Genomic DNA, 19,773 nt, shown 5'->3' on the forward strand with positions numbered 1-19,773 from the left:
AGGGATCCATTATGACTCACATCACCTTAATTACGGGTAGCACCTTAGGCAGTGCCGAATATGTTGCTGAGCATTTGGCAGAAAAACTGGAAGAAGCCGGTCATTCAACGGAGATTCTGCACGGTCCTGAACTGAATGAATTGTCATTAGACGGCTTGTGGCTGGTAGTGACTTCCACGCATGGTGCGGGTGAGCTGCCTGATAATCTGCAAACATTGTTTGATGAGATAGAAGAACAGCAGCCAGATTTGTCCGGCGTTCGCTATGGTGCAATCGGTATTGGCAATCGTGAGTACGACCTGTTTTGTGGAGCGATTGATAAAATGGATACGCTCCTTAATGAACGTGGCGCTATGCGACTGGGTGAACGTCTTGAAATTGACGTGCTCGAACATGAGATCCCGGAAGATCCGGCAGAAGTATGGCTGGGAAGCTGGATACCCCTACTTTAGCCTGACCAGACTTCTCATATGAGAGACATTTTTCTTTATAAAAGACGTTTTTTTGTGGCATCAGAGGTTTTATTCACTCTTTTTGTGCTTTTTATCTTGGAATGATTGTGGATAACTCATGTACTGATGCCCCAATAACCAGTAGTTATCCCAATAATAACTTTATAGCTGGCAAGAGACTGTGTATAAGTAGCCCTTTAGATCCCAGCTTATACGGATCAGGATCACCGGTCATTCACAAGAAACGATCGAAGCTAATTTCTTGATCGCTATGATCAAAACAGCCTTATCCACAGAGATCGTCGATCCTAATAAGAGATCTAATAAAGAGATCCTTAAATAAAAAGATCTTTCTTTTAAACCCTAACGATCCCGACACTTTCACCATCGTCTAAAGTTGAGTAGAATCCACGGCCCAGAGGTAATCTCCTCTGCAAGTCCAATCGCGAGGTGCAGTACCATGTTCTATCCAGATCCTTTTGACGTCATCGTTATTGGTGGTGGTCATGCGGGAACAGAAGCCGCAATGGCTGCTGCCCGAATGGGTCAACATACCCTGTTATTAACCCATAACATTGATACGCTGGGACAAATGTCCTGTAATCCTGCAATCGGTGGTATTGGGAAAGGACATCTGGTTAAGGAAGTGGATGCACTAGGCGGTCTAATGGCCACGGCGATTGACCATGCCGGTATTCAGTTTAGGATACTAAACGCCAGCAAAGGACCTGCAGTAAGGGCAACGCGTGCACAGGCCGATCGCGTACTTTATCGTCAGGCAGTCCGTACAGCACTGGAGAGTCAGCCTAACCTGATGATCTTCCAGCAGGCGGTTGATGATCTTATTGTGGAAAACGATCGTGTTGTAGGTGCAGTTACCCAAATGGGGCTGAAATTCCGAGCCAGGGCCGTGGTATTAACCGTGGGAACATTCCTTGACGGCAAAATCCATATTGGGCTGGATAATTACAGCGGTGGCCGTGCTGGCGATCCCCCTTCTATCCCACTGGCACGACGGCTGCGTGAATTACCGCTGCGTGTAAGTCGACTAAAAACCGGTACGCCACCGCGTATTGACGCACGCAGCATCAACTTCAGCGTATTAGCTCCGCAGCATGGCGATAATCCCATGCCAGTATTCTCATTCATGGGTAACAGGTCGCAACATCCGCAGCAAGTACCTTGCTATATCACCTATACCAATGAAAAAACGCATGAAGTGATCCGTAACAATCTCGACCGCAGTCCAATGTATGCCGGGATCATCGAAGGTATCGGGCCTCGTTATTGTCCATCGATCGAAGATAAAGTGATGCGTTTTGCCGATCGTAATGCACACCAAATTTTCCTTGAGCCGGAAGGGTTAACCAGCAACGAAATTTATCCAAACGGCATCTCAACCAGCTTGCCATTTGATGTACAAATGCAGATCGTTCGCTCGATGGAAGGACTGGAAAATGCCCGTATCGTGCGTCCAGGCTATGCCATTGAGTATGATTTCTTCGATCCACGAGATCTGAAACCTACGCTGGAAAGTAAATATATCAACGGTCTGTTTTTTGCCGGACAGATTAATGGTACCACCGGGTATGAAGAAGCAGCAGCACAGGGATTACTCGCGGGTCTGAATGCGGGACGTCTGTCGGCGGATAAAGAAGGCTGGGCGCCTACACGTTCTCAGGCTTATCTTGGTGTGCTGGTGGACGATCTTTGCACGCTGGGGACGAAAGAACCGTATCGCATGTTTACTTCTCGTGCCGAATATCGCCTGATGCTGCGTGAAGACAATGCAGACTTGCGTCTGACGGAAGCTGGGCGTGAGTTGGGATTGGTTGATGATGCACGTTGGGCACGTTTCAATCAGAAACTCGAAATGATTGAACAAGAACGCCAGCGTCTGCGAGATATTTGGGTACACCCAAAAACTGAAGGCATCGATGAAATTAATGCGGTACTGAGCGCTAACCTGACTAAAGAGGCGAGCGGGGAAGATTTGCTGCGCCGACCTGAAATGACGTATGAACGGTTGATGACGCTAAGTAAATTCTCGCCTGCGTTAAATGATGCGCAAGCGGCTGAACAAGTAGAAATTCAGGTTAAATACGAAGGTTATATTGCGCGTCAGCAGGAAGAGATCGATCGTCAACTACGTAATGAAAAGACTCTGCTACCAGCCACGCTGGACTACCATCAGGTGACGGGCCTTTCTAATGAAGTTATTGCTAAGCTGAACGATCATAAACCTAATTCGATCGGCCAGGCATCGCGTATCTCTGGCATTACGCCTGCCGCGATCTCAATTTTGTTAATCTACCTGAAAAAACAGGGACTACTGCGCAAGAGCGCATAATACTTTTATCGGGTCGGTTTTCCGACCCGACAACACTTTCATACGGGCTTAGATGACTTTGATCAACACACTTTCCCGCCTGCTGGCATCCGCCGATATTTCCCTGTCCGATCAGCAAAAACAGCAACTGGTTGGCTATGTTGAGATGCTCAACAAATGGAATAAAGCCTACAATTTGACTTCCGTGCGCGACCCGGAACAGATGCTAACGCGTCATATACTGGACAGCATTGTCGTTAATCCACATTTGCAAGGTGAGCGTTTTATTGATGTAGGTACCGGGCCTGGATTGCCGGGTATTCCGTTAGCGATTGTGCGTCCGGATGCCCATTTCACTCTGCTGGATAGCCTTGGCAAACGCATCCGCTTCCTGCGTCAGGTTCAGCATGAACTGAAACTGGAAAATATCGAACCTGTGCAAAGCCGCGTAGAAGCGTTTTCAGCAGAACCGCCCTTTGACGGGGTTATTAGCCGCGCCTTTGCTTCGTTGAACGATATGGTGAGCTGGTGCCATCATCTGCCGGCGAAAAATGGCGCGTTCTATGCGCTTAAAGGGGTATTGCCGGATGAAGAAATTGCCGCTCTTCCTGCAGATTATAGTGTGGATAAAATTCTTCGCCTCACTGTTCCACAACTGGAAGGGGAACGGCATTTGGTTATCATTAAAGCAATATGATGTCATTTCTGCTAAGGCAGGGTTAAATTAGGGATTCTGATTATATCTGTTACGCTCTGTTATTTAGCTTAACGTGCAGTTTTTTAAGATGAGAAAATCAGCGTGCTGTTTCTTTAAAGTTAAATCAGTCTGGGAAAACAATAGACATTCACATTCTCATTTAACGAGCTATTAACATTTTATTATCAGCTTCATTACCAGCTAAGGCATAAATAAGCCTCTAAATAATCACGCAGGAAAATATATTGTCCTTATAAAAGGCGGGAATCTCGGTTATCCGGAATGATAAAAATTTGCTAACGATGTCAATACGCGCTTTTTTGGGATAGTAACCGACATTTTCAAAAGATAATTATTTATCATTTTGATAAGTAACAATTATTTTATTTATATGCATTCGAAGCCTGGAAAGTAAGCGCCTGATTTTTCATCTTTTCATTGCTGTTGTGTGATCTAAAGCACGCTTTACCTTCCAGATTAGAGGCTTATTACAGAAATTTTTCTCCGGTTTATTGTTCTTGTGACTTTAAAAAAAAGTAGCGCAGAAAGAAATTTAAATAATTGTTCACCTTTTCGCTACTTATCGATTGAAATCGCAGGTACGCCCCGTATAATTTGCTCGTTTTTTGCTGCTTGACTCAAAAGAGTAAAGGCAGTTTTATACGACACGCGACATACCCCAAATGGGGCAGGAGAATTGCAGCATCATGTCAGTGTCTCTTTACAGTGTGAAATTTGCCCGAACCGTGCTGCTCGTTCAGCTGGTGACATTTGTCATAATCGGATTGCTGTTTGCCCTTAAAGACGTCACATGGGCTGCTTCTGCCATGGCTGGTGGCTTGGCAGCCTGGCTGCCAAACGTGCTGTTTATGATTTTAGCCTGGCGCCTGGGGGCGCAAACACCGGCTAAAGGCCGTGTCGCCTGGAGCTTCGCGCTGGGCGAAGTCTTGAAGGTGTTTGCCACTATCATTTTTCTCATCGTGGCGCTGGGAGTGTTCAATGCGGTGTTTATGCCGCTTGGATTGACCTGGTTATCGGTGCTGGTTGTGCAAATACTGGCACCGGCTGTAATTAACAACAAAGGGTAAGAGGCATCATGGCTGCAGGAGAAATCTCTACTCCGCAAGATTACATAGGTCACCATCTGAATAACCTTCAGTTGGACCTGCGTACTTTCGAGTTAGTGAACCCGCACGACGCACCTGCGACGTTCTGGGTATTAAATATCGATTCCATGTTTTTCTCCGTGTTGCTGGGCTTGGTGTTCCTGGTGCTGTTCCGCAAAGTCGCTAAAAACGTGACCAGCGGCGTGCCGGGAAAACTGCAGGCTGCTATTGAGCTGGTGGTTGGCTTTGTCGACAACAATGTTCGCGACATGTACCACGGTAAAAGCAAACTTATCGCCCCGCTGGCCCTGACAATTTTTGTCTGGGTGTTCCTGATGAATTTCATGGATCTGCTGCCAATTGACCTGTTGCCGTATATCGGTGAGAAGTGGTTTGGCCTGCCAGCGTTGCGTGTTGTGCCTTCTGCGGACGTTAACGTCACGCTCTCTATGGCACTTGGCGTCTTTATTTTGATTCTGTTTTACAGTATCAAGATGAAAGGCATCGGCGGCTTTACTAAAGAGCTGACGCTGCAACCCTTTAATCACCCGATTTTCATTCCTATCAACCTAATTCTTGAAGGTGTGAGCCTGCTGTCCAAACCGGTATCTCTGGGTTTGCGACTGTTCGGTAACATGTATGCGGGTGAATTGATTTTTATCCTGATTGCCGGTCTGTTGCCGTGGTGGTCACAGTGGGTTCTGAATGTGCCATGGGCCATTTTCCACATCCTGATCATTTCGCTACAGGCTTTCATTTTCATGGTCTTAACGATTGTCTATCTGTCGATGGCATCTGAAGAACATTGATTTTTTTCTCAACAATATCCCAATAGATTTCACGTTGCGGCATGGCGGTAACTGAACGAATCTCCGGGAGCATACATCGGTATGTGACTGGAGTGAGTAACGGCAACCAACACGGTCGCAACTTGAAGGATGAAGGGAATAATTCGTTTTAACTGAAACAAACTGGAGACTGTCATGGAAAACCTGAATATGGATCTGCTGTACATGGCTGCCGCTGTGATGATGGGCCTGGCGGCAATCGGTGCTGCGATCGGTATCGGCATCCTCGGAGGTAAATTCCTGGAAGGCGCTGCGCGTCAACCGGATCTGATTCCTCTGCTGCGTACGCAGTTCTTTGTTGTAATGGGTCTGGTGGATGCAATCCCAATGATCGCCGTTGGTCTGGGTCTGTACGTGATGTTTGCTGTCGCGTAAGTAATTATTGTTCATCTGCAACACGTGAAACGTTGGGCGATGAACGGATTCTGCAGGTTATCCATGATAACGGCAGATAAAGTTAACTTAACAAGAGGCATTGTGCTGTGAACCTTAACGCAACAATCCTCGGCCAGGCCATCGCGTTCGTCCTGTTTGTCCTGTTCTGCATGAAGTACGTATGGCCGCCGATTATGGCTGCCATCGAAAAGCGCCAGAAAGAAGTCGCTGAAGGCCTTGCTTCTGCAGAACGTGCAAAAAAAGATTTGGATCTCGCGCAGGCTAATGTGACCGACCAGCTTAAGAAAGCGAAAGATGAAGCTCAGGTAATCATTGAACAGGCTAACAAGCGCCGTTCTCAGATCCTGGATGAAGCGAAAACTGAAGCTGAGCAGGAACGCAACAAGATCGTTACGCAAGCGCAGGCTGAAATTGATGCTGAGCGTAAACGTGCACGTGAAGAGTTGCGCAAGCAAGTCGCGATGCTGGCTGTGGCCGGCGCCGAGAAAATCATTGAACGTTCCGTGGATGAAGCTGCTAACAGCGACATCGTAGATAAACTGGTCGCTGAACTGTAAGGAGGGAGGGGCTGATGTCTGAATTTGTAACTGTAGCTCGCCCCTACGCCAAAGCAGCTTTTGACTTTGCTGTTGAGCATCAAAGTGTCGATCGCTGGCAGCAGATGCTGGCGTTTGCCGCTGAAGTGGCAAGCAATGAGCAGATGGCAGACCTCCTTTCCGGCGCACTGGCGCCGGAATCCGTGTCTGCTACTTTCATTGCAATCTGTGGTGATCAACTCGACGAAGCAGGCCAGAACCTGATTAAGGTAATGGCAGAAAACGGACGTTTGCACGCGCTTCCTGATGTATTGGTTCAGTATGTTCAACTGCGCGAAGCTTATGAAGCGACCGCTGAAGTTGATGTTATCTCTGCCAGTACTCTGAGTGACGAACAGCTGACGAAAATCAGCACCGCGATGGAAAAACGTCTGTCACGCAAAGTTAAGCTGAATTGCAAAATCGATAAGTCTGTAATGGCAGGCGTAATCATCCGGGCGGGTGATATGGTCATTGATGGCAGCGTACGCGGTCGTCTTGAGCGTCTTGCAGACGTCTTGCAGTCTTAAGGGGACTGGAGCATATGCAACTGAATTCCACCGAAATCAGCGAACTGATCAAGCAGCGCATTGCTCAGTTCAATGTCGTGAGTGAATCTCACAACGAAGGTACTATTGTTTCTGTAAGTGACGGTATCATCCGCATCCACGGCCTGGCCGATTGTATGCAGGGTGAGATGATTGCCCTGCCGGGTAACCGTTACGCTATCGCACTGAACCTGGAGCGTGACTCTGTGGGTGCAGTAGTGATGGGTCCTTACGCTGACCTGGCTGAAGGCATGAAGGTCAAGTGTACGGGACGTATTCTGGAAGTGCCGGTTGGCCGTGGTCTGCTGGGCCGCGTCGTCAATACCCTCGGCGCGCCAATCGATGGTAAAGGTGCCATTGAAAACGATGGTTTCTCTCCTATCGAAGTTATCGCACCAGGCGTTATCGACAGGCAGTCTGTCGATGAGCCAGTGCAAACGGGTTATAAATCTGTCGACGCCATGATTCCAATCGGCCGTGGCCAGCGTGAGCTGATCATCGGTGACCGTCAGACCGGTAAAACCGCGATGGCTATCGACGCCATCATCAATCAGCGCGACTCCGGTATTAAATGTGTGTACGTGGCTATCGGCCAGAAGGCGTCCACCATTTCTAACGTGGTTCGTAAGCTGGAAGAGCACAACGCATTGGCAAACACGATTGTTGTGGTTGCGACTGCGTCTGAATCGGCTGCTCTGCAATACCTGGCACCGTATGCTGGTTGTGCGATGGGTGAATATTTCCGTGACCGCGGTGAAGATGCGCTGATCGTGTACGATGACCTGTCTAAGCAGGCTGTTGCTTACCGTCAGGTTTCTCTGCTGCTGCGCCGTCCACCAGGACGTGAAGCTTTCCCTGGCGATGTGTTCTACCTCCACTCTCGTCTGTTGGAGCGTGCATCTCGCGTTAACGCTGAGTATGTTGAAGCGTTTACTAAAGGTGAAGTGAAAGGCAAAACCGGTTCACTGACCGCGCTGCCAATCATTGAAACTCAGGCGGGTGACGTTTCTGCGTTCGTTCCGACTAACGTAATCTCAATTACCGATGGTCAGATCTTCCTGGAAACCAACCTGTTTAACTCCGGTATTCGTCCGGCAGTTAACCCGGGTATCTCTGTATCCCGTGTTGGTGGTGCTGCTCAGACCAAGATCATCAAGAAACTGTCCGGTGGTATTCGTACCGCGCTGGCACAGTATCGTGAACTGGCTGCGTTCTCGCAGTTCGCTTCTGATCTGGATGAAGCAACGCGTAAGCAGTTGAGCCATGGTCAGAAAGTGACCGAGCTGCTGAAACAGAAACAGTATGCGCCGATGTCCGTTGCGCAGCAGGGCCTGGTGCTGTTTGCTGCTGAACGCGGCTATCTGAATGACGTTGAACTGGCGAAAATCGGTAGCTTCGAAGCCGCGTTGCTGGCTTATGCCGATCGCGAACACGTCGAACTGATGGCTGAAATCAACCAGTCTGGTAACTATAACAACGATATCGAAGAGAAGCTGAAAGGCCTTCTTGATACGTTCAAAGCAACCCAGTCCTGGTAACGTCTGGCGGCTTGTCTGAAAGGGCAAGCCGCAAGGCTTTGAGGAGAAGCTTATGGCCGGCGCAAAAGAGATACGTAGTAAGATCGGAAGCGTCCAGAACACGCAAAAGATCACCAAAGCGATGGAAATGGTCGCCGCCTCCAAAATGCGTAAATCGCAGGAACGCATGGCGGCCAGCCGTCCTTATGCAGAAACCATGCGCAACGTGATTGGTCACATTGCGTTAGGTAATCTGGAATACAAGCACCCTTACCTGGAAGAGCGTGACGTGAAGCGCGTCGGCTATCTGGTCGTTTCTACCGACCGCGGGCTTTGTGGTGGTTTGAACATTAACCTGTTCAAAAAATTACTGGCTGATATGAAAAGCTGGTCTGATAAAGGCGTCGAGAGCGATCTGGCCATTATTGGTTCCAAGGGCGTGTCTTTCTTTAATTCTGTAGGCGGTAAGGTGGTTGCTCAGGTTACCGGCATGGGAGATAAACCTTCCCTGTCTGACTTGATTGGCCCCGTAAAAGTTATGCTACAGGCTTACGATGAAGGCCGTCTCGACAAGCTCTACATCGTTAGCAATAAATTTATCAACACCATGTCTCAATCTCCTCAGATCACACAGCTGCTGCCGTTACCGCCAGCAGAGGGTGAGGAAGATCTGAAGAAGAAGACCTGGGATTACCTGTATGAGCCGGATCCGAAAGGGTTGCTGGATACTTTACTGCGCCGCTATGTAGAGTCACAGGTTTACCAGGGTGTTGTTGAAAACCTGGCCAGCGAGCAGGCCGCGCGTATGGTGGCGATGAAAGCTGCAACCGATAACGGCGGTAACCTGATCAAAGAGCTGCAGTTGGTATACAACAAAGCTCGTCAGGCCAGCATCACCCAGGAACTTACCGAGATCGTCTCGGGGGCCTCCGCGGTTTAACCAGGTATACCCTGCTTGTGCGTAAAGCGTGCGGGGTATAAACGAATTAGGTAGAGGATTCAAGATGGCTACTGGAAAGATTGTCCAGGTAATCGGCGCCGTGGTGGACGTCGAGTTCCCTCAGGACGCAGTACCACAAGTGTACAGCGCCCTTGAGGTTAAAAATGGTGATGCTCGTCTGGTGCTGGAAGTACAGCAGCAGTTGGGTGGTGGCGTAGTACGTACTATCGCTATGGGTTCTTCAGACGGCCTTAAGCGCGGTCTGGAAACGACCGATCTCAAGCACCCAATTGAAGTACCAGTAGGAACGGCAACACTGGGCCGTATTATGAACGTGCTGGGTGAGCCGATCGATATGAAAGGTGACATCGGTGAAGAAGAGCGTTGGGCTATTCACCGTGCGGCACCGTCTTATGAAGACCAGTCTTCCTCACTGGAACTGCTGGAAACCGGCATCAAAGTTATCGACCTGATCTGTCCATTTGCTAAGGGTGGTAAAGTCGGTCTGTTCGGTGGTGCGGGTGTAGGTAAAACCGTAAACATGATGGAACTGATCCGTAACATTGCGGCTGAGCACTCAGGCTTCTCAGTGTTTGCGGGCGTGGGCGAGCGTACTCGTGAAGGTAACGACTTCTATCACGAAATGACCGATTCCAACGTTCTTGATAAAGTTGCTCTGGTTTATGGCCAGATGAACGAGCCACCAGGAAACCGTCTGCGCGTTGCGCTAACGGGGCTGACTATCGCGGAAAAATTCCGTGACGAAGGTCGTGACGTTCTGCTGTTTATCGATAACATCTATCGTTATACCCTGGCCGGTACTGAAGTATCAGCTCTGCTGGGGCGTATGCCTTCTGCAGTAGGCTATCAACCGACGCTGGCGGAAGAGATGGGTGTTCTTCAGGAGCGTATCACCTCCACGAAGACCGGTTCAATTACCTCCGTACAGGCTGTTTATGTCCCTGCGGATGACTTGACTGACCCGTCTCCAGCAACGACCTTTGCACACCTTGATTCCACGGTTACGTTAAGCCGTCAGATTGCTTCTCTGGGTATTTACCCGGCCGTTGATCCGCTGGATTCCACCAGCCGTCAGCTGGATCCACTGGTTGTGGGCCAGGAGCACTATGATACTGCGCGTGGTGTGCAGTCTTTGCTGCAACGCTATCAGGAACTGAAAGATATCATCGCTATTCTTGGTATGGACGAACTGTCTGAAGAAGATAAGCTGGTGGTTTCCCGCTCTCGTAAGATGCAGCGCTTCCTGTCTCAGCCGTTCTTTGTGGCAGAGGTTTTCACAGGTTCTCCTGGTAAATATGTGTCGCTGAAAGATACCATCCGTGGCTTTAAAGGCATTATGGAAGGTGAGTTCGACCATCTGCCAGAACAGGCTTTCTACATGGTTGGCGCCATTGAAGAAGCCGTGGAAAAAGCGAAGAAACTGTAATTATTTCCCTGAATCGTTCGGATGGCGGGAAGGCGATAAATATGTGGATCCCGAATTGCTTACTCAGGTCAGCAATTCGGCTGAACAAAAGCCATTAACGCACGTACGAACAGAGTGGGGATAGTTTCCCTGGAGGTTAGATATGGCTATGACTTATCATCTGGATGTCGTCAGTGCAGAGCAACAAATGTTCTCTGGCCTGGTGCAAAAAATCCAGGTGTCAGGTAGCGAAGGTGAACTGGGTATTTTTCCAGGGCACGCCCCGCTGCTGACTGCCATCAGGCCTGGTATGATTCGTATCGTTAAACAGCACGGTGAAGAAGAGTTTATCTATCTTTCCGGCGGTGTGCTGGAAGTTCAGCCGAGCACAACCACCGTGCTGGCTGATACGGCGATTCGTGGTACCGATCTCGACGAAGCGCGTGCGCTTGAAGCGAAACGCAAAGCGGAAGAGCATATGAACAGCTCTCACGGCGACGTCGATTACGCTCAGGCATCAGCAGAACTGGCCAAGGCAATCGCGAAGTTGCGCGTTATTGAGTTGACCAAAAAAGCGATGTAACCAGGCTTTATGTCCAGAAATGCCGATCGGTAATCCGATCGGCATTTTTTTTGTCTGCTAATTTTGTATCGAGAAAAATGTAGTAATCTCAACGTGAAACCGCTTTACTTTCGTCAATCAGAAAATGGTCAGGATGTTTATGTCAAACAGTGCGATGAGCGTGGTCATACTTGCTGCTGGCAAGGGTACCCGTATGTATTCCGATCTCCCCAAAGTTTTGCATCAGCTGGCAGGGAAACCTATGGTGCAGCACGTTATTGATGCAGCAAATCATCTTGGTGCGCGTAAAGTGAACCTGGTATATGGGCATGGTGGCGATCTGCTTAAATCCACACTGAATGATGACTCGCTGACTTGGGTACTTCAGGCTGAACAGTTGGGAACCGGGCACGCAATGCAGCAGGCAGCACCTCACTTTGCCGACGAAGAAGATATTTTAATGTTGTACGGTGATGTGCCATTGATCTCGTTAGAAACCCTTGAACGTTTGAGGGTGTCAAAGCCTGCAGGCGGCATTGGGTTGCTTACCGTCAAACTCGATAACCCGACCGGTTACGGGCGTATCGTGCGTCAGCAGGGCAACATTGTTGGCATCATTGAGCAAAAAGATGCCAGCCCGGAGCAACTGGCGATTAATGAAATTAATACCGGTATTCTGATCGCCAATGGCGCCGATCTGAAGCGTTGGCTGAGCAAACTCAGTAATAACAATGCGCAAGGTGAATATTATATTACCGATATCATAGCTCTTGCTCACCAGGAAGGCCGCAGCATTGAAGCTGTGCACCCGGCACGAATCAGTGAAACTGAAGGCGTAAACAACCGTCTGCAACTTTCCACGCTTGAGAGGGTATATCAGCACGAACAAGCTGAAAAATTGCTGTTGGCTGGCGTGATGTTACAGGACCCGGCGCGATTCGACCTGCGCGGTCAGCTTAAGCATGGCCGTGACGTGGTGATTGATACCAATGTGATCATTGAAGGTCAGGTTACGCTAGGCGATCGTGTAAAAATCGGTACCGGCTGTGTGATCAAAAACAGTGTGATTGGCGACGATTGCGAAATCAGCCCTTACAGCGTCGTCGAGGATGCTGAATTGGGCGTGAGCTGTACCATCGGACCCTTTGCCCGCTTACGTCCCGGCAGTGAACTGGCAGAAGGCGCGCATGTCGGTAACTTTGTCGAGATGAAAAAAGCGCGACTGGGTAAAGGTTCTAAAGCTGGACATCTCAGCTATCTGGGTGATGCGGAAATTGGCGCGGGCGTCAACATTGGGGCGGGGACGATTACCTGCAACTACGACGGCGCAAACAAATTTAAAACCATTATTGGCGACAATGTCTTTGTGGGTTCAGATACTCAGCTGGTTGCGCCAGTCACCGTAGCCAGCGGTGCCACTATCGCTGCGGGTACCACGGTGATGAAAGATATCCTTGCTGATGATTTAGTTTATAACCGTAAAGAACAGAATCATAAAGCCGGTTGGCATCGCCCGGCTAAAAAGAAATAAACCCATTTTTTGCAGGGTGAGCGCGGCTTGCCCTGAACTGCAAATAATAATACCCCCCTTATCTACAAGGCTCGGGGAACCGGTAAATACCGGCATAATCAGGTCATAAGACAACATAAATGGCGCTGAAACGCCATGAGTCAGGAAAAATATCTATGTGTGGAATTGTTGGCGCTGTTGCGCAGCGTGATATCGCAGAAATCCTGTTGGAAGGCCTGCGCCGTCTTGAGTATCGCGGATATGATTCTGCGGGATTGGCCGTCGTCGATCGGCAGGGGCATGTCACGCGCCTGCGCCGGTTAGGAAAAGTACAGAGGCTGGCTGAAGCGGTAGAAGAAACGGTTGTTGAAGGCGGTGCGGGCATTGCACACACTCGCTGGGCAACCCACGGTGAACCTTCCGAAGCGAATGCGCATCCGCATATTTCTCAACATATCATTGTGGTTCACAACGGTATTATTGAGAACCATGAACCGTTGCGGGCGCTGCTGGTTGAGCGCGGCTACGTTTTTGCTTCTGAAACGGATACCGAAGTGGTGGCGCATTTGGTCCACTGGGAGCAGCAGCAAGGCGGTAGCCTGCGTGAAGTTGTGTTGCGCGTTATCCCACAGCTGCGCGGCGCATATGGCATGGTCATCATGGATAGCCGCGATCCCTCCGTGTTGGTCGCCGCACGCTCCGGAAGTCCATTGGTGATTGGACGTGGCGTGGGTGAAAACTTTATCGCTTCAGATCAATTGGCATTATTGCCGGTCACGCGTCGTTTTATCTACCTTGAAGAGGGGGATATTGCTGAAATAACTCGTCGCGAAGTGAATATTGTCGATCGCGATGGCAATCAAGTGACACGTGCCGAGATTGAATCAAACGCGCAGTATGATGCCGGTGATAAGGGCGTATACCGCCATTACATGCAAAAAGAGATTTACGAACAACCTACGGCACTCAAAAACACGCTGAGTGGTCGCTTTAACCACGGTGAAGTCGATCTCTCTGAGTTGGGGCAGCAGGCGAATGTGCTGTTGTCACAGGTTGAACACATTCAGATCGTCGCCTGTGGGACCTCCTATAACTCAGGGATGGTTTCACGCTACTGGTTTGAGTCATTGGCGAATGTTCCCTGTGATGTAGAAATTGCCTCTGAATTTCGTTACCGCAAATCGGCGGTCCGTAAAAATAGCTTGTTGATTACTTTGTCACAATCCGGTGAAACGGCTGATACCCTTGCGGCTCTGCGCTTATCAAAGGAACTGGGATATCTTGGTTCACTGGCCATATGTAACGTGGCGGGTTCATCGTTGGTACGCGAGTCCGATCTGGCTCTGATGACCAAAGCCGGTACCGAAATCGGTGTCGCTTCGACTAAGGCATTTACCACACAGTTGACTGTTCTGCTCATGCTGGTGGCGAAGATAGGCCGCCTGAAAGGCATGGAAGCGCAGGTAGAACATGACATAGTCCATGCTTTACAGGCGTTACCAAGTCGTATTGAACAGATGTTGTCCCAGGATAAGCTGATTGAAGAGCTGGCGGAAGATTTTTCTGACAAGCACCATGCGTTATTCCTTGGCCGTGGCGATCAGTATCCGATTGCGATGGAAGGTGCGCTGAAGCTTAAAGAGATCTCTTATATTCATGCGGAAGCTTATGCGGCAGGTGAACTGAAACATGGTCCACTGGCATTGATTGATGCGGATATGCCGGTCATTGTCGTTGCACCGAACAATGAGCTGCTGGAAAAGCTGAAATCCAACATTGAAGAAGTACGTGCACGTGGTGGTTTACTGTATGTGTTTGCCGATCGCGATGCTGGATTCAGCGACAGCGAAGGCATGCGCATTATCCCACTGCCGCACGTTGAAGAGGTGATCGCGCCTATTTTCTACACGGTGCCGCTGCAGTTGCTTTCTTACCACGTTGCGCTGATTAAAGGCACGGACGTTGATCAGCCGCGAAACCTGGCTAAATCGGTCACGGTAGAGTAATTCGCTGATTAACAGGTAGCACACCTGGCGAGATCGAAACATACTATCCGGTATCCTTTCAACGGGCTCTGCCGGATTTTTTGTATTATTAATTGCTGTCAGCGCTGTGGCTTAATAACCCTCGTTAAATCCTTTGTACTCTGTCCGCGCCGGATATGTCGACCTTTCTCAAATTCTGACGTAAGTGAGAGCCGCTTGCCCGGTAAAGTCATTCCATTTTTCCATAACACGCAGTAGTCTCATCTTTCACTGCAACGGCCTGTCCGGTTGAGATAACCGCTCCGTTCCGAATAAAAAGAAAAATCGATCCGAACAATCAGGATAATTATGGACAACAGCATCATTCATCACCCTTCTTCGTCCACCCATAAACTGGCACACCGTGCTGCATGGGGGAGTTTTGCCGGGGCCGTCGTCGACTGGTATGATTTTTTACTGTATGGCATTACTGCTGCGCTGGTGTTCAACCATGCTTTTTTCCCACAGGTAAGCCCAACAATGGGAACGCTTGTGGCATTTGCGACCTTTGGTGTTGGTTTTTTGTTTCGCCCTTTAGGCGGTATTATTTTTGGTCATTATGGCGATCTGCTGGGACGTAAGCGGATGCTAATGCTAACAGTCTGGATGATGGGGCTTTCCACTGCCTGTATCGGCTTATTACCCTCTTATGACACGATTGGTTGGTGGGCACCGATACTGCTGGTTGTTTTGCGGGCTATCCAGGGATTTGCCGTTGGAGGTGAATGGGGTGGCGCAGCGTTGCTGGCAGTTGAAAATGCCCCAGAGGGGAAAAAAGCGTTCTATAGCAGTGGGGTGCAGGTGGGTTATGGCGTTGGGCTGCTTCTGGCAACGGGCCTGGTATCACTGATTAGTCATTTTACCCGCGATAGTGATTTTTTAAGCTGGGGCTGGCGGCTTCCCTTTTTATTTAGCCTGGTTCTGGTCGCGATAGCCTGGCGTATTCGCGCAGGCATAGATGAATCCCCCGACTTTATACGACAGCAAAAAAAACCGGAAGAAAAGCATACGTTGCCAGTGGTTGAGGCTTTGCGCCGCCACCCAGGTGCATTTTTACTGATTATCGCGCTACGACTATGTGAATTACTGACGATGTATATCGTCACTACTTTCGCCTTGAATTATTCCACCAGCGCGCTGGCGCTACCGCGTGAGCTATTCCTGAATATAGGTTTAGTGGTTGGTGCGGTTAGTTGCCTGACAATTCCTTTTTTTGCATTTCTTGCGGATAAGTTTGGGCGGCGGCGCGTTTATATTACTGGCGCATTGATTGGGGCCATTAGTGCCTTTCCATTCTTTCTGGCAATGGAATCGCATTCCACATTGTGGATCATCTTTTTCTCAGTAATGTTGGCGAATATTGCCCACGATATGGTGGTTTGCGTACAGCAACCGATGTTTACCGAGCTGTTCGGTGCGCGTTATCGGTACAGTGGTGCGGGCGTCGGGTATCAGGTCGCCAGCGTGGTTGGGGGCGGATTTACGCCATTTATCGCCGCTATGCTGGTGGTCTTTTCTGATGGCAGCTGGCACAGCGTCGCTGTATATCTCATGGCAGGTTGTCTGATATCGGCGCTCTCTGCTTTGCTGGTCAAACCCGCTCAACCTGTAAATGGCTAGTTTCCTTCCCAGGGGCGGTAGCGTATTGCGATCGCCCTATAATGCAGAGCGGTAGTGGCATATGCTTTTACTCTCAGCGCTCAGTGACTGGCGAACCGTTAAGCAGTTTGTTGTCATAAAAATGTCATTTTTAGTACATTTTACTGTCACTAAACTGTCCTATTTTCCCCCTCAGCAGCAATGAATAAACTTACTAAAATGGCGTGAAGCCTGACTTTATTATCCCGTGGAGGGAACATGACACAGATGCACAAATCTCTGGCTCAATTCGTGGCTGTAGCCCTTTCTTTAAGCGCCGTTTCCGCGTTTGCCGCCACTAATCTTACTGGCGCAGGTGGTACATTTCCCGCTCCGGTTTATAACAAATGGGCCGCTGAATACAATACCGCAACGGGCAGCCAGGTAAACTACCAGGGAATTGGTTCATCCGGTGGTGTAAAGCAGATTATTGCTAAAACCGTCGATTTTGGTGCTTCTGATGCTCCGCTGGCAGATGCAGACCTGCAAAAAAATGGCCTGTTCCAGTTCCCAACCGTTATTGGCGGTGTGGTTATGGCGGTGAACATCCCGGGTGTAAAATCTGGTGAACTGACGCTGGATGGTCAAACCGTGGGTGATATCTACCTGGGTAAAATCAAAAAGTGGAACGATGCCGCAATTACTAAACTGAACCCAGGCGTTAAGCTGCCAGACAGCAATATTAACGTGGTTCGTCGTGCTGATGGTTCCGGTACTTCTTTCGTGTTTACCAGCTATCTGGCGAAAGTAAACAACGAGTGGAGCAGCAAAATTGGTAAAGGCAACACCGTTAACTGGCCAACCGGTTTGGGTGGTAAAGGCAACGATGGCGTTGCAGCCTTTGTTCAACGTTTACCGGGTTCTATCGGCTATGTTGAATACGCTTACGCAAAACAGAACAGCCTGGCATACACTAAACTGGTCGATGCCAATGGTCAGGCAATTGAGCCGAACGAGCAGAGCTTTAGTGATGCCGCTAAAGGCGCTAACTGGAGTGAGTCTTTCGCCCAGGATCTGACGTATCAGAAAGGTGATAACGCATGGCCAATCACCTCAACCACCTTTATCCTGGTTCAGAAAGAGCAGGCTAATGCAGAAAAAGGCGCAGCCGTCCTGAAGTTCTTTGACTGGGCCTATAATAACGGTGGCAAGATCACTACCGATCTCGATTACTCTTCATTACCTGCTGCGGTAGTTGAGCAAATTCGTACCGCATGGAAAACCAACGTTAAAGATAGTTCAGGTAAAGCGCTGTACTAATTTGTTGTAGGGGCCGGATATTGCTGTCCGGCCCGTTACATTCGGGCGATAAACCTGTCGTCCTTACAAATTCAACGTAGAGAATTTTATGGCTGCATCCAAGCCGACTTTCCAAGCCCCTGGTAAACAGGGCGACATTATCTTCGGCGTGCTGGTAAAACTGGCTGCGCTGATAGTGTTATTTCTGCTGGGTGGGATTATCGTCTCACTGATCATCGCTTCTTTGCCAAGCATGGAAAAATTCGGTTTCGCCTTTCTCTGGACCAAAGAGTGGGATGCGCCGAATGAGCAGTTTGGCGCGCTGGTACCGATTTATGGCACGCTGGTGACCTCGCTGATTGCTTTAGCGATTGCCGTCCCCGTGAGTTTTGGTATCGCGCTATTCCTGACTGAGCTGGCGCCTGGCTGGCTGCGACGTCCTCTTGGTGTCGCGATAGAATTACTGGCTGCGATTCCCAGTATCGTTTATGGCATGTGGGGTCTGTTTATCTTCGCGCCCTTATTTGCTGAGTATTTTCAAACGCCTGTGGGTAATGTGCTGTCAGGCATTCCTTTTATTGGCGTGCTGTTTCAGGGGCCAGCCTTCGGCATCGGTATCCTCGCAGCGGGCGTGATTCTGGCCATCATGATCATTCCTTATATCGCCTCGGTGATGCGTGACGTGTTTGAACAGACGCCCGTGATGATGAAAGAGTCTGCCTACGGCATTGGCTGCACAACCTGGGAAGTGATGTGGCGTATCGTGCTGCCCTTCACCAAAAACGGCGTTATCGGCGGTGTTATGCTTGGCCTTGGTCGTGCGCTGGGTGAAACCATGGCGGTGACCTTTATCATCGGTAACACCTACCAGCTCGACAGCGCTTCATTGTTTATGCCGGGCAACAGTATTACTTCAGCGCTGGCTAATGAGTTTGCGGAAGCAGCTTCAGGCTTGCATACGTCAGCATTAATGGAGTTGGGCCTGATTCTGTTTGTGATTACCTTTATCGTGCTGGCCTGCTCCAAGCTGATGGTGATGCGGTTGGCGAAAAGTGAAGGGGCACGCTCATGACCACCATTGAAATGCAGTCTCGCGCTGAACTGGATGCTTCACGTCGTAAGATGCAGGCGTGGCGTCGCATGAAAAATCGCGTAGCGTTAACGCTGTCGCTGCTGACGATGGCATTTGGCCTGTTCTGGCTGGTGTGGATCCTGTTCTCAACGGTGACTAAAGGCATTGACGGTATGACACTGTCGCTGTTCACTGAAATGACACCACCGCCCAATACGGCGGGAGGCGGGTTAGCAAACGCATTAGCAGGCAGCGGTTTGATGATCCTGTGGGCGACCTTCTTTGGTACTCCCTTGGGGATTATGGCGGGGATATATTTGGCGGAATATGGCCGTAAATCCTTGCTGGCGGAAGTGATTCGCTTCATTAACGATATCTTGCTTTCCGCGCCGTCGATTGTTGTTGGCCTGTTCGTCTATACGCTGGTTGTGGCACAAATGCAGCACTTCTCCGGTTGGGCCGGTGTCATTGCGCTGGCGCTGTTACAGATACCCATCGTCATTCGTACCACTGAAAATATGATGAAACTGGTGCCGGATAGTCTGCGCGAAGCCGCCTATGCGTTGGGTACACCGAAGTGGAAGATGATTGCCGCCATTACCCTCAAAGCCTCTGTTTCCGGCATTATTACCGGTGTGCTGTTGGCCGTAGCGCGCATTGCGGGGGAAACTGCACCGTTGCTGTTCACCTCACTGTCGAACCAGTTCTGGAGTACCGACATGATGCAGCCAGTGGCTAACCTGCCGGTCACCATTTTTAAATTCGCCATGAGCCCCTTTGCTGAGTGGCAGAGTCTGGCATGGGCTGGCGTGCTGATTATTACGCTGTGCGTCCTGTTGCTGAACATTCTGGCCCGTTTGGTTTTTGCCAAAGGCAAACATTAATTCCTGCGCG

Annotated in this window: 18 protein-coding genes; all 18 read left to right on the top strand. The window is 49.7% G+C overall.

Features of this window, described 5'->3' with window-relative positions:
* The first annotated feature begins 11 nt into the window (after positions 1–11).
* The 18 genes from mioC to pstA all read left to right on the top strand — a co-directional run bounded on the left by mioC (position 12) and on the right by pstA (position 19,763).
* Positions 12–452, top strand: coding sequence for an FMN-binding protein MioC (gene mioC / locus J1C60_RS18440; RefSeq protein WP_128175290.1), 441 nt, complete (start codon positions 12–14; stop codon positions 450–452).
* A 460-nt stretch (positions 453–912) separates the two neighbouring features.
* Positions 913–2,802: a tRNA uridine-5-carboxymethylaminomethyl(34) synthesis enzyme MnmG gene (gene mnmG, locus J1C60_RS18445; protein ID WP_128175288.1), complete on the top strand. Its 1,890-nt coding sequence runs from the start codon at positions 913–915 to the stop codon at positions 2,800–2,802.
* 52 nt (positions 2,803–2,854) lie between these two features.
* A complete protein-coding gene (gene rsmG / locus J1C60_RS18450; RefSeq protein ID WP_182611423.1) occupies positions 2,855–3,478 on the top strand; it encodes a 16S rRNA (guanine(527)-N(7))-methyltransferase RsmG in 624 nt (207 codons plus the stop codon).
* A gap of 707 nt (positions 3,479–4,185) precedes the next feature.
* On the top strand, positions 4,186–4,566 hold the full coding sequence (gene atpI, locus J1C60_RS18455) for a F0F1 ATP synthase subunit I (protein WP_128175286.1): 381 nt from the start codon (positions 4,186–4,188) through the stop codon (positions 4,564–4,566).
* Positions 4,567–4,574: 8 nt separating this feature from the next.
* Positions 4,575–5,393 carry a F0F1 ATP synthase subunit A gene (gene atpB, locus J1C60_RS18460; protein ID WP_128175284.1) on the top strand — a complete coding sequence of 273 codons (819 nt, stop codon included), beginning with the start codon at positions 4,575–4,577 and terminating at the stop codon, positions 5,391–5,393.
* 174 nt (positions 5,394–5,567) lie between these two features.
* Positions 5,568–5,807 (top strand): F0F1 ATP synthase subunit C, encoded by a 240-nt coding sequence (atpE, locus tag J1C60_RS18465; protein WP_003849523.1) that lies wholly within the window; start codon positions 5,568–5,570, stop codon positions 5,805–5,807.
* Positions 5,808–5,914: 107 nt separating this feature from the next.
* On the top strand, positions 5,915–6,385 hold the full coding sequence (atpF, locus tag J1C60_RS18470; RefSeq protein ID WP_128175282.1) for a F0F1 ATP synthase subunit B: 471 nt from the start codon (positions 5,915–5,917) through the stop codon (positions 6,383–6,385).
* A gap of 14 nt (positions 6,386–6,399) precedes the next feature.
* Entirely contained in the window at positions 6,400–6,933 is a 534-nt protein-coding gene (atpH, locus tag J1C60_RS18475; RefSeq protein ID WP_128175280.1) for a F0F1 ATP synthase subunit delta, read from the top strand.
* A gap of 14 nt (positions 6,934–6,947) precedes the next feature.
* The gene (gene atpA, locus J1C60_RS18480) at positions 6,948–8,489 is read left to right on the top strand and encodes a F0F1 ATP synthase subunit alpha (protein WP_128175278.1); all 1,542 of its coding nucleotides are present in this window, start codon (positions 6,948–6,950) and stop codon (positions 8,487–8,489) included.
* 52 nt (positions 8,490–8,541) lie between these two features.
* Entirely contained in the window at positions 8,542–9,408 is an 867-nt protein-coding gene (gene atpG, locus J1C60_RS18485; RefSeq protein WP_128175276.1) for a F0F1 ATP synthase subunit gamma, read from the top strand.
* Between the two features lie 64 nt (positions 9,409–9,472).
* A complete protein-coding gene (atpD, locus tag J1C60_RS18490) occupies positions 9,473–10,855 on the top strand; it encodes a F0F1 ATP synthase subunit beta (protein WP_128175274.1) in 1,383 nt (460 codons plus the stop codon).
* A 142-nt stretch (positions 10,856–10,997) separates the two neighbouring features.
* Entirely contained in the window at positions 10,998–11,417 is a 420-nt protein-coding gene (locus J1C60_RS18495; protein WP_128175272.1) for a F0F1 ATP synthase subunit epsilon, read from the top strand.
* 139 nt (positions 11,418–11,556) lie between these two features.
* Complete coding sequence (glmU, locus tag J1C60_RS18500) at positions 11,557–12,927, top strand: bifunctional UDP-N-acetylglucosamine diphosphorylase/glucosamine-1-phosphate N-acetyltransferase GlmU (protein ID WP_128175270.1); 1,371 nt, start codon at positions 11,557–11,559, stop codon at positions 12,925–12,927.
* A 155-nt stretch (positions 12,928–13,082) separates the two neighbouring features.
* On the top strand, positions 13,083–14,912 hold the full coding sequence (gene glmS / locus J1C60_RS18505; protein ID WP_128175269.1) for a glutamine--fructose-6-phosphate transaminase (isomerizing): 1,830 nt from the start codon (positions 13,083–13,085) through the stop codon (positions 14,910–14,912).
* Between the two features lie 327 nt (positions 14,913–15,239).
* A complete protein-coding gene (shiA, locus tag J1C60_RS18510) occupies positions 15,240–16,550 on the top strand; it encodes a shikimate transporter (protein ID WP_128175267.1) in 1,311 nt (436 codons plus the stop codon).
* 237 nt (positions 16,551–16,787) lie between these two features.
* A complete protein-coding gene (gene pstS / locus J1C60_RS18515) occupies positions 16,788–17,828 on the top strand; it encodes a phosphate ABC transporter substrate-binding protein PstS (RefSeq protein ID WP_128175265.1) in 1,041 nt (346 codons plus the stop codon).
* An 88-nt stretch (positions 17,829–17,916) separates the two neighbouring features.
* Complete coding sequence (gene pstC, locus J1C60_RS18520; protein WP_128175263.1) at positions 17,917–18,879, top strand: phosphate ABC transporter permease PstC; 963 nt, start codon at positions 17,917–17,919, stop codon at positions 18,877–18,879.
* On the top strand, positions 18,876–19,763 hold the full coding sequence (pstA, locus tag J1C60_RS18525) for a phosphate ABC transporter permease PstA (RefSeq protein ID WP_128175262.1): 888 nt from the start codon (positions 18,876–18,878) through the stop codon (positions 19,761–19,763). The genes pstC and pstA overlap by 4 nt, the downstream gene beginning before the upstream one ends.
* Positions 19,764–19,773: the final 10 nt, after the last annotated feature.

It is taken from the genome of [Pantoea] beijingensis (genome assembly GCF_022647505.1).
GTDB lineage: Bacteria > Pseudomonadota > Gammaproteobacteria > Enterobacterales > Enterobacteriaceae > Erwinia > Erwinia beijingensis.

Excerpts from the sequence above, each read along its gene's own strand:
- glmS (WP_128175269.1), top strand. The coding sequence starts at position 13,083 with ATGTGTGGAATTGTTGGCGCTGTTGCGCAGCGTGATATCGCAGAAATC.
- shiA (WP_128175267.1), top strand. The coding sequence starts at position 15,240 with ATGGACAACAGCATCATTCATCACCCTTCTTCGTCCACCCATAAACTG.
- atpD (WP_128175274.1), top strand. The coding sequence starts at position 9,473 with ATGGCTACTGGAAAGATTGTCCAGGTAATCGGCGCCGTGGTGGACGTC.
- J1C60_RS18495 (WP_128175272.1), top strand. The coding sequence starts at position 10,998 with ATGGCTATGACTTATCATCTGGATGTCGTCAGTGCAGAGCAACAAATG.
- glmU (WP_128175270.1), top strand. The coding sequence starts at position 11,557 with ATGTCAAACAGTGCGATGAGCGTGGTCATACTTGCTGCTGGCAAGGGT.
- rsmG (WP_182611423.1), top strand. The coding sequence starts at position 2,855 with ATGACTTTGATCAACACACTTTCCCGCCTGCTGGCATCCGCCGATATT.
- pstS (WP_128175265.1), top strand. The coding sequence starts at position 16,788 with ATGACACAGATGCACAAATCTCTGGCTCAATTCGTGGCTGTAGCCCTT.
- atpI (WP_128175286.1), top strand. The coding sequence starts at position 4,186 with ATGTCAGTGTCTCTTTACAGTGTGAAATTTGCCCGAACCGTGCTGCTC.
- mioC (WP_128175290.1), top strand. The coding sequence starts at position 12 with ATGACTCACATCACCTTAATTACGGGTAGCACCTTAGGCAGTGCCGAA.
- pstA (WP_128175262.1), top strand. The coding sequence starts at position 18,876 with ATGACCACCATTGAAATGCAGTCTCGCGCTGAACTGGATGCTTCACGT.
- atpH (WP_128175280.1), top strand. The coding sequence starts at position 6,400 with ATGTCTGAATTTGTAACTGTAGCTCGCCCCTACGCCAAAGCAGCTTTT.
- atpG (WP_128175276.1), top strand. The coding sequence starts at position 8,542 with ATGGCCGGCGCAAAAGAGATACGTAGTAAGATCGGAAGCGTCCAGAAC.
- atpB (WP_128175284.1), top strand. The coding sequence starts at position 4,575 with ATGGCTGCAGGAGAAATCTCTACTCCGCAAGATTACATAGGTCACCAT.
- mnmG (WP_128175288.1), top strand. The coding sequence starts at position 913 with ATGTTCTATCCAGATCCTTTTGACGTCATCGTTATTGGTGGTGGTCAT.
- atpA (WP_128175278.1), top strand. The coding sequence starts at position 6,948 with ATGCAACTGAATTCCACCGAAATCAGCGAACTGATCAAGCAGCGCATT.
- atpE (WP_003849523.1), top strand. The coding sequence starts at position 5,568 with ATGGAAAACCTGAATATGGATCTGCTGTACATGGCTGCCGCTGTGATG.
- pstC (WP_128175263.1), top strand. The coding sequence starts at position 17,917 with ATGGCTGCATCCAAGCCGACTTTCCAAGCCCCTGGTAAACAGGGCGAC.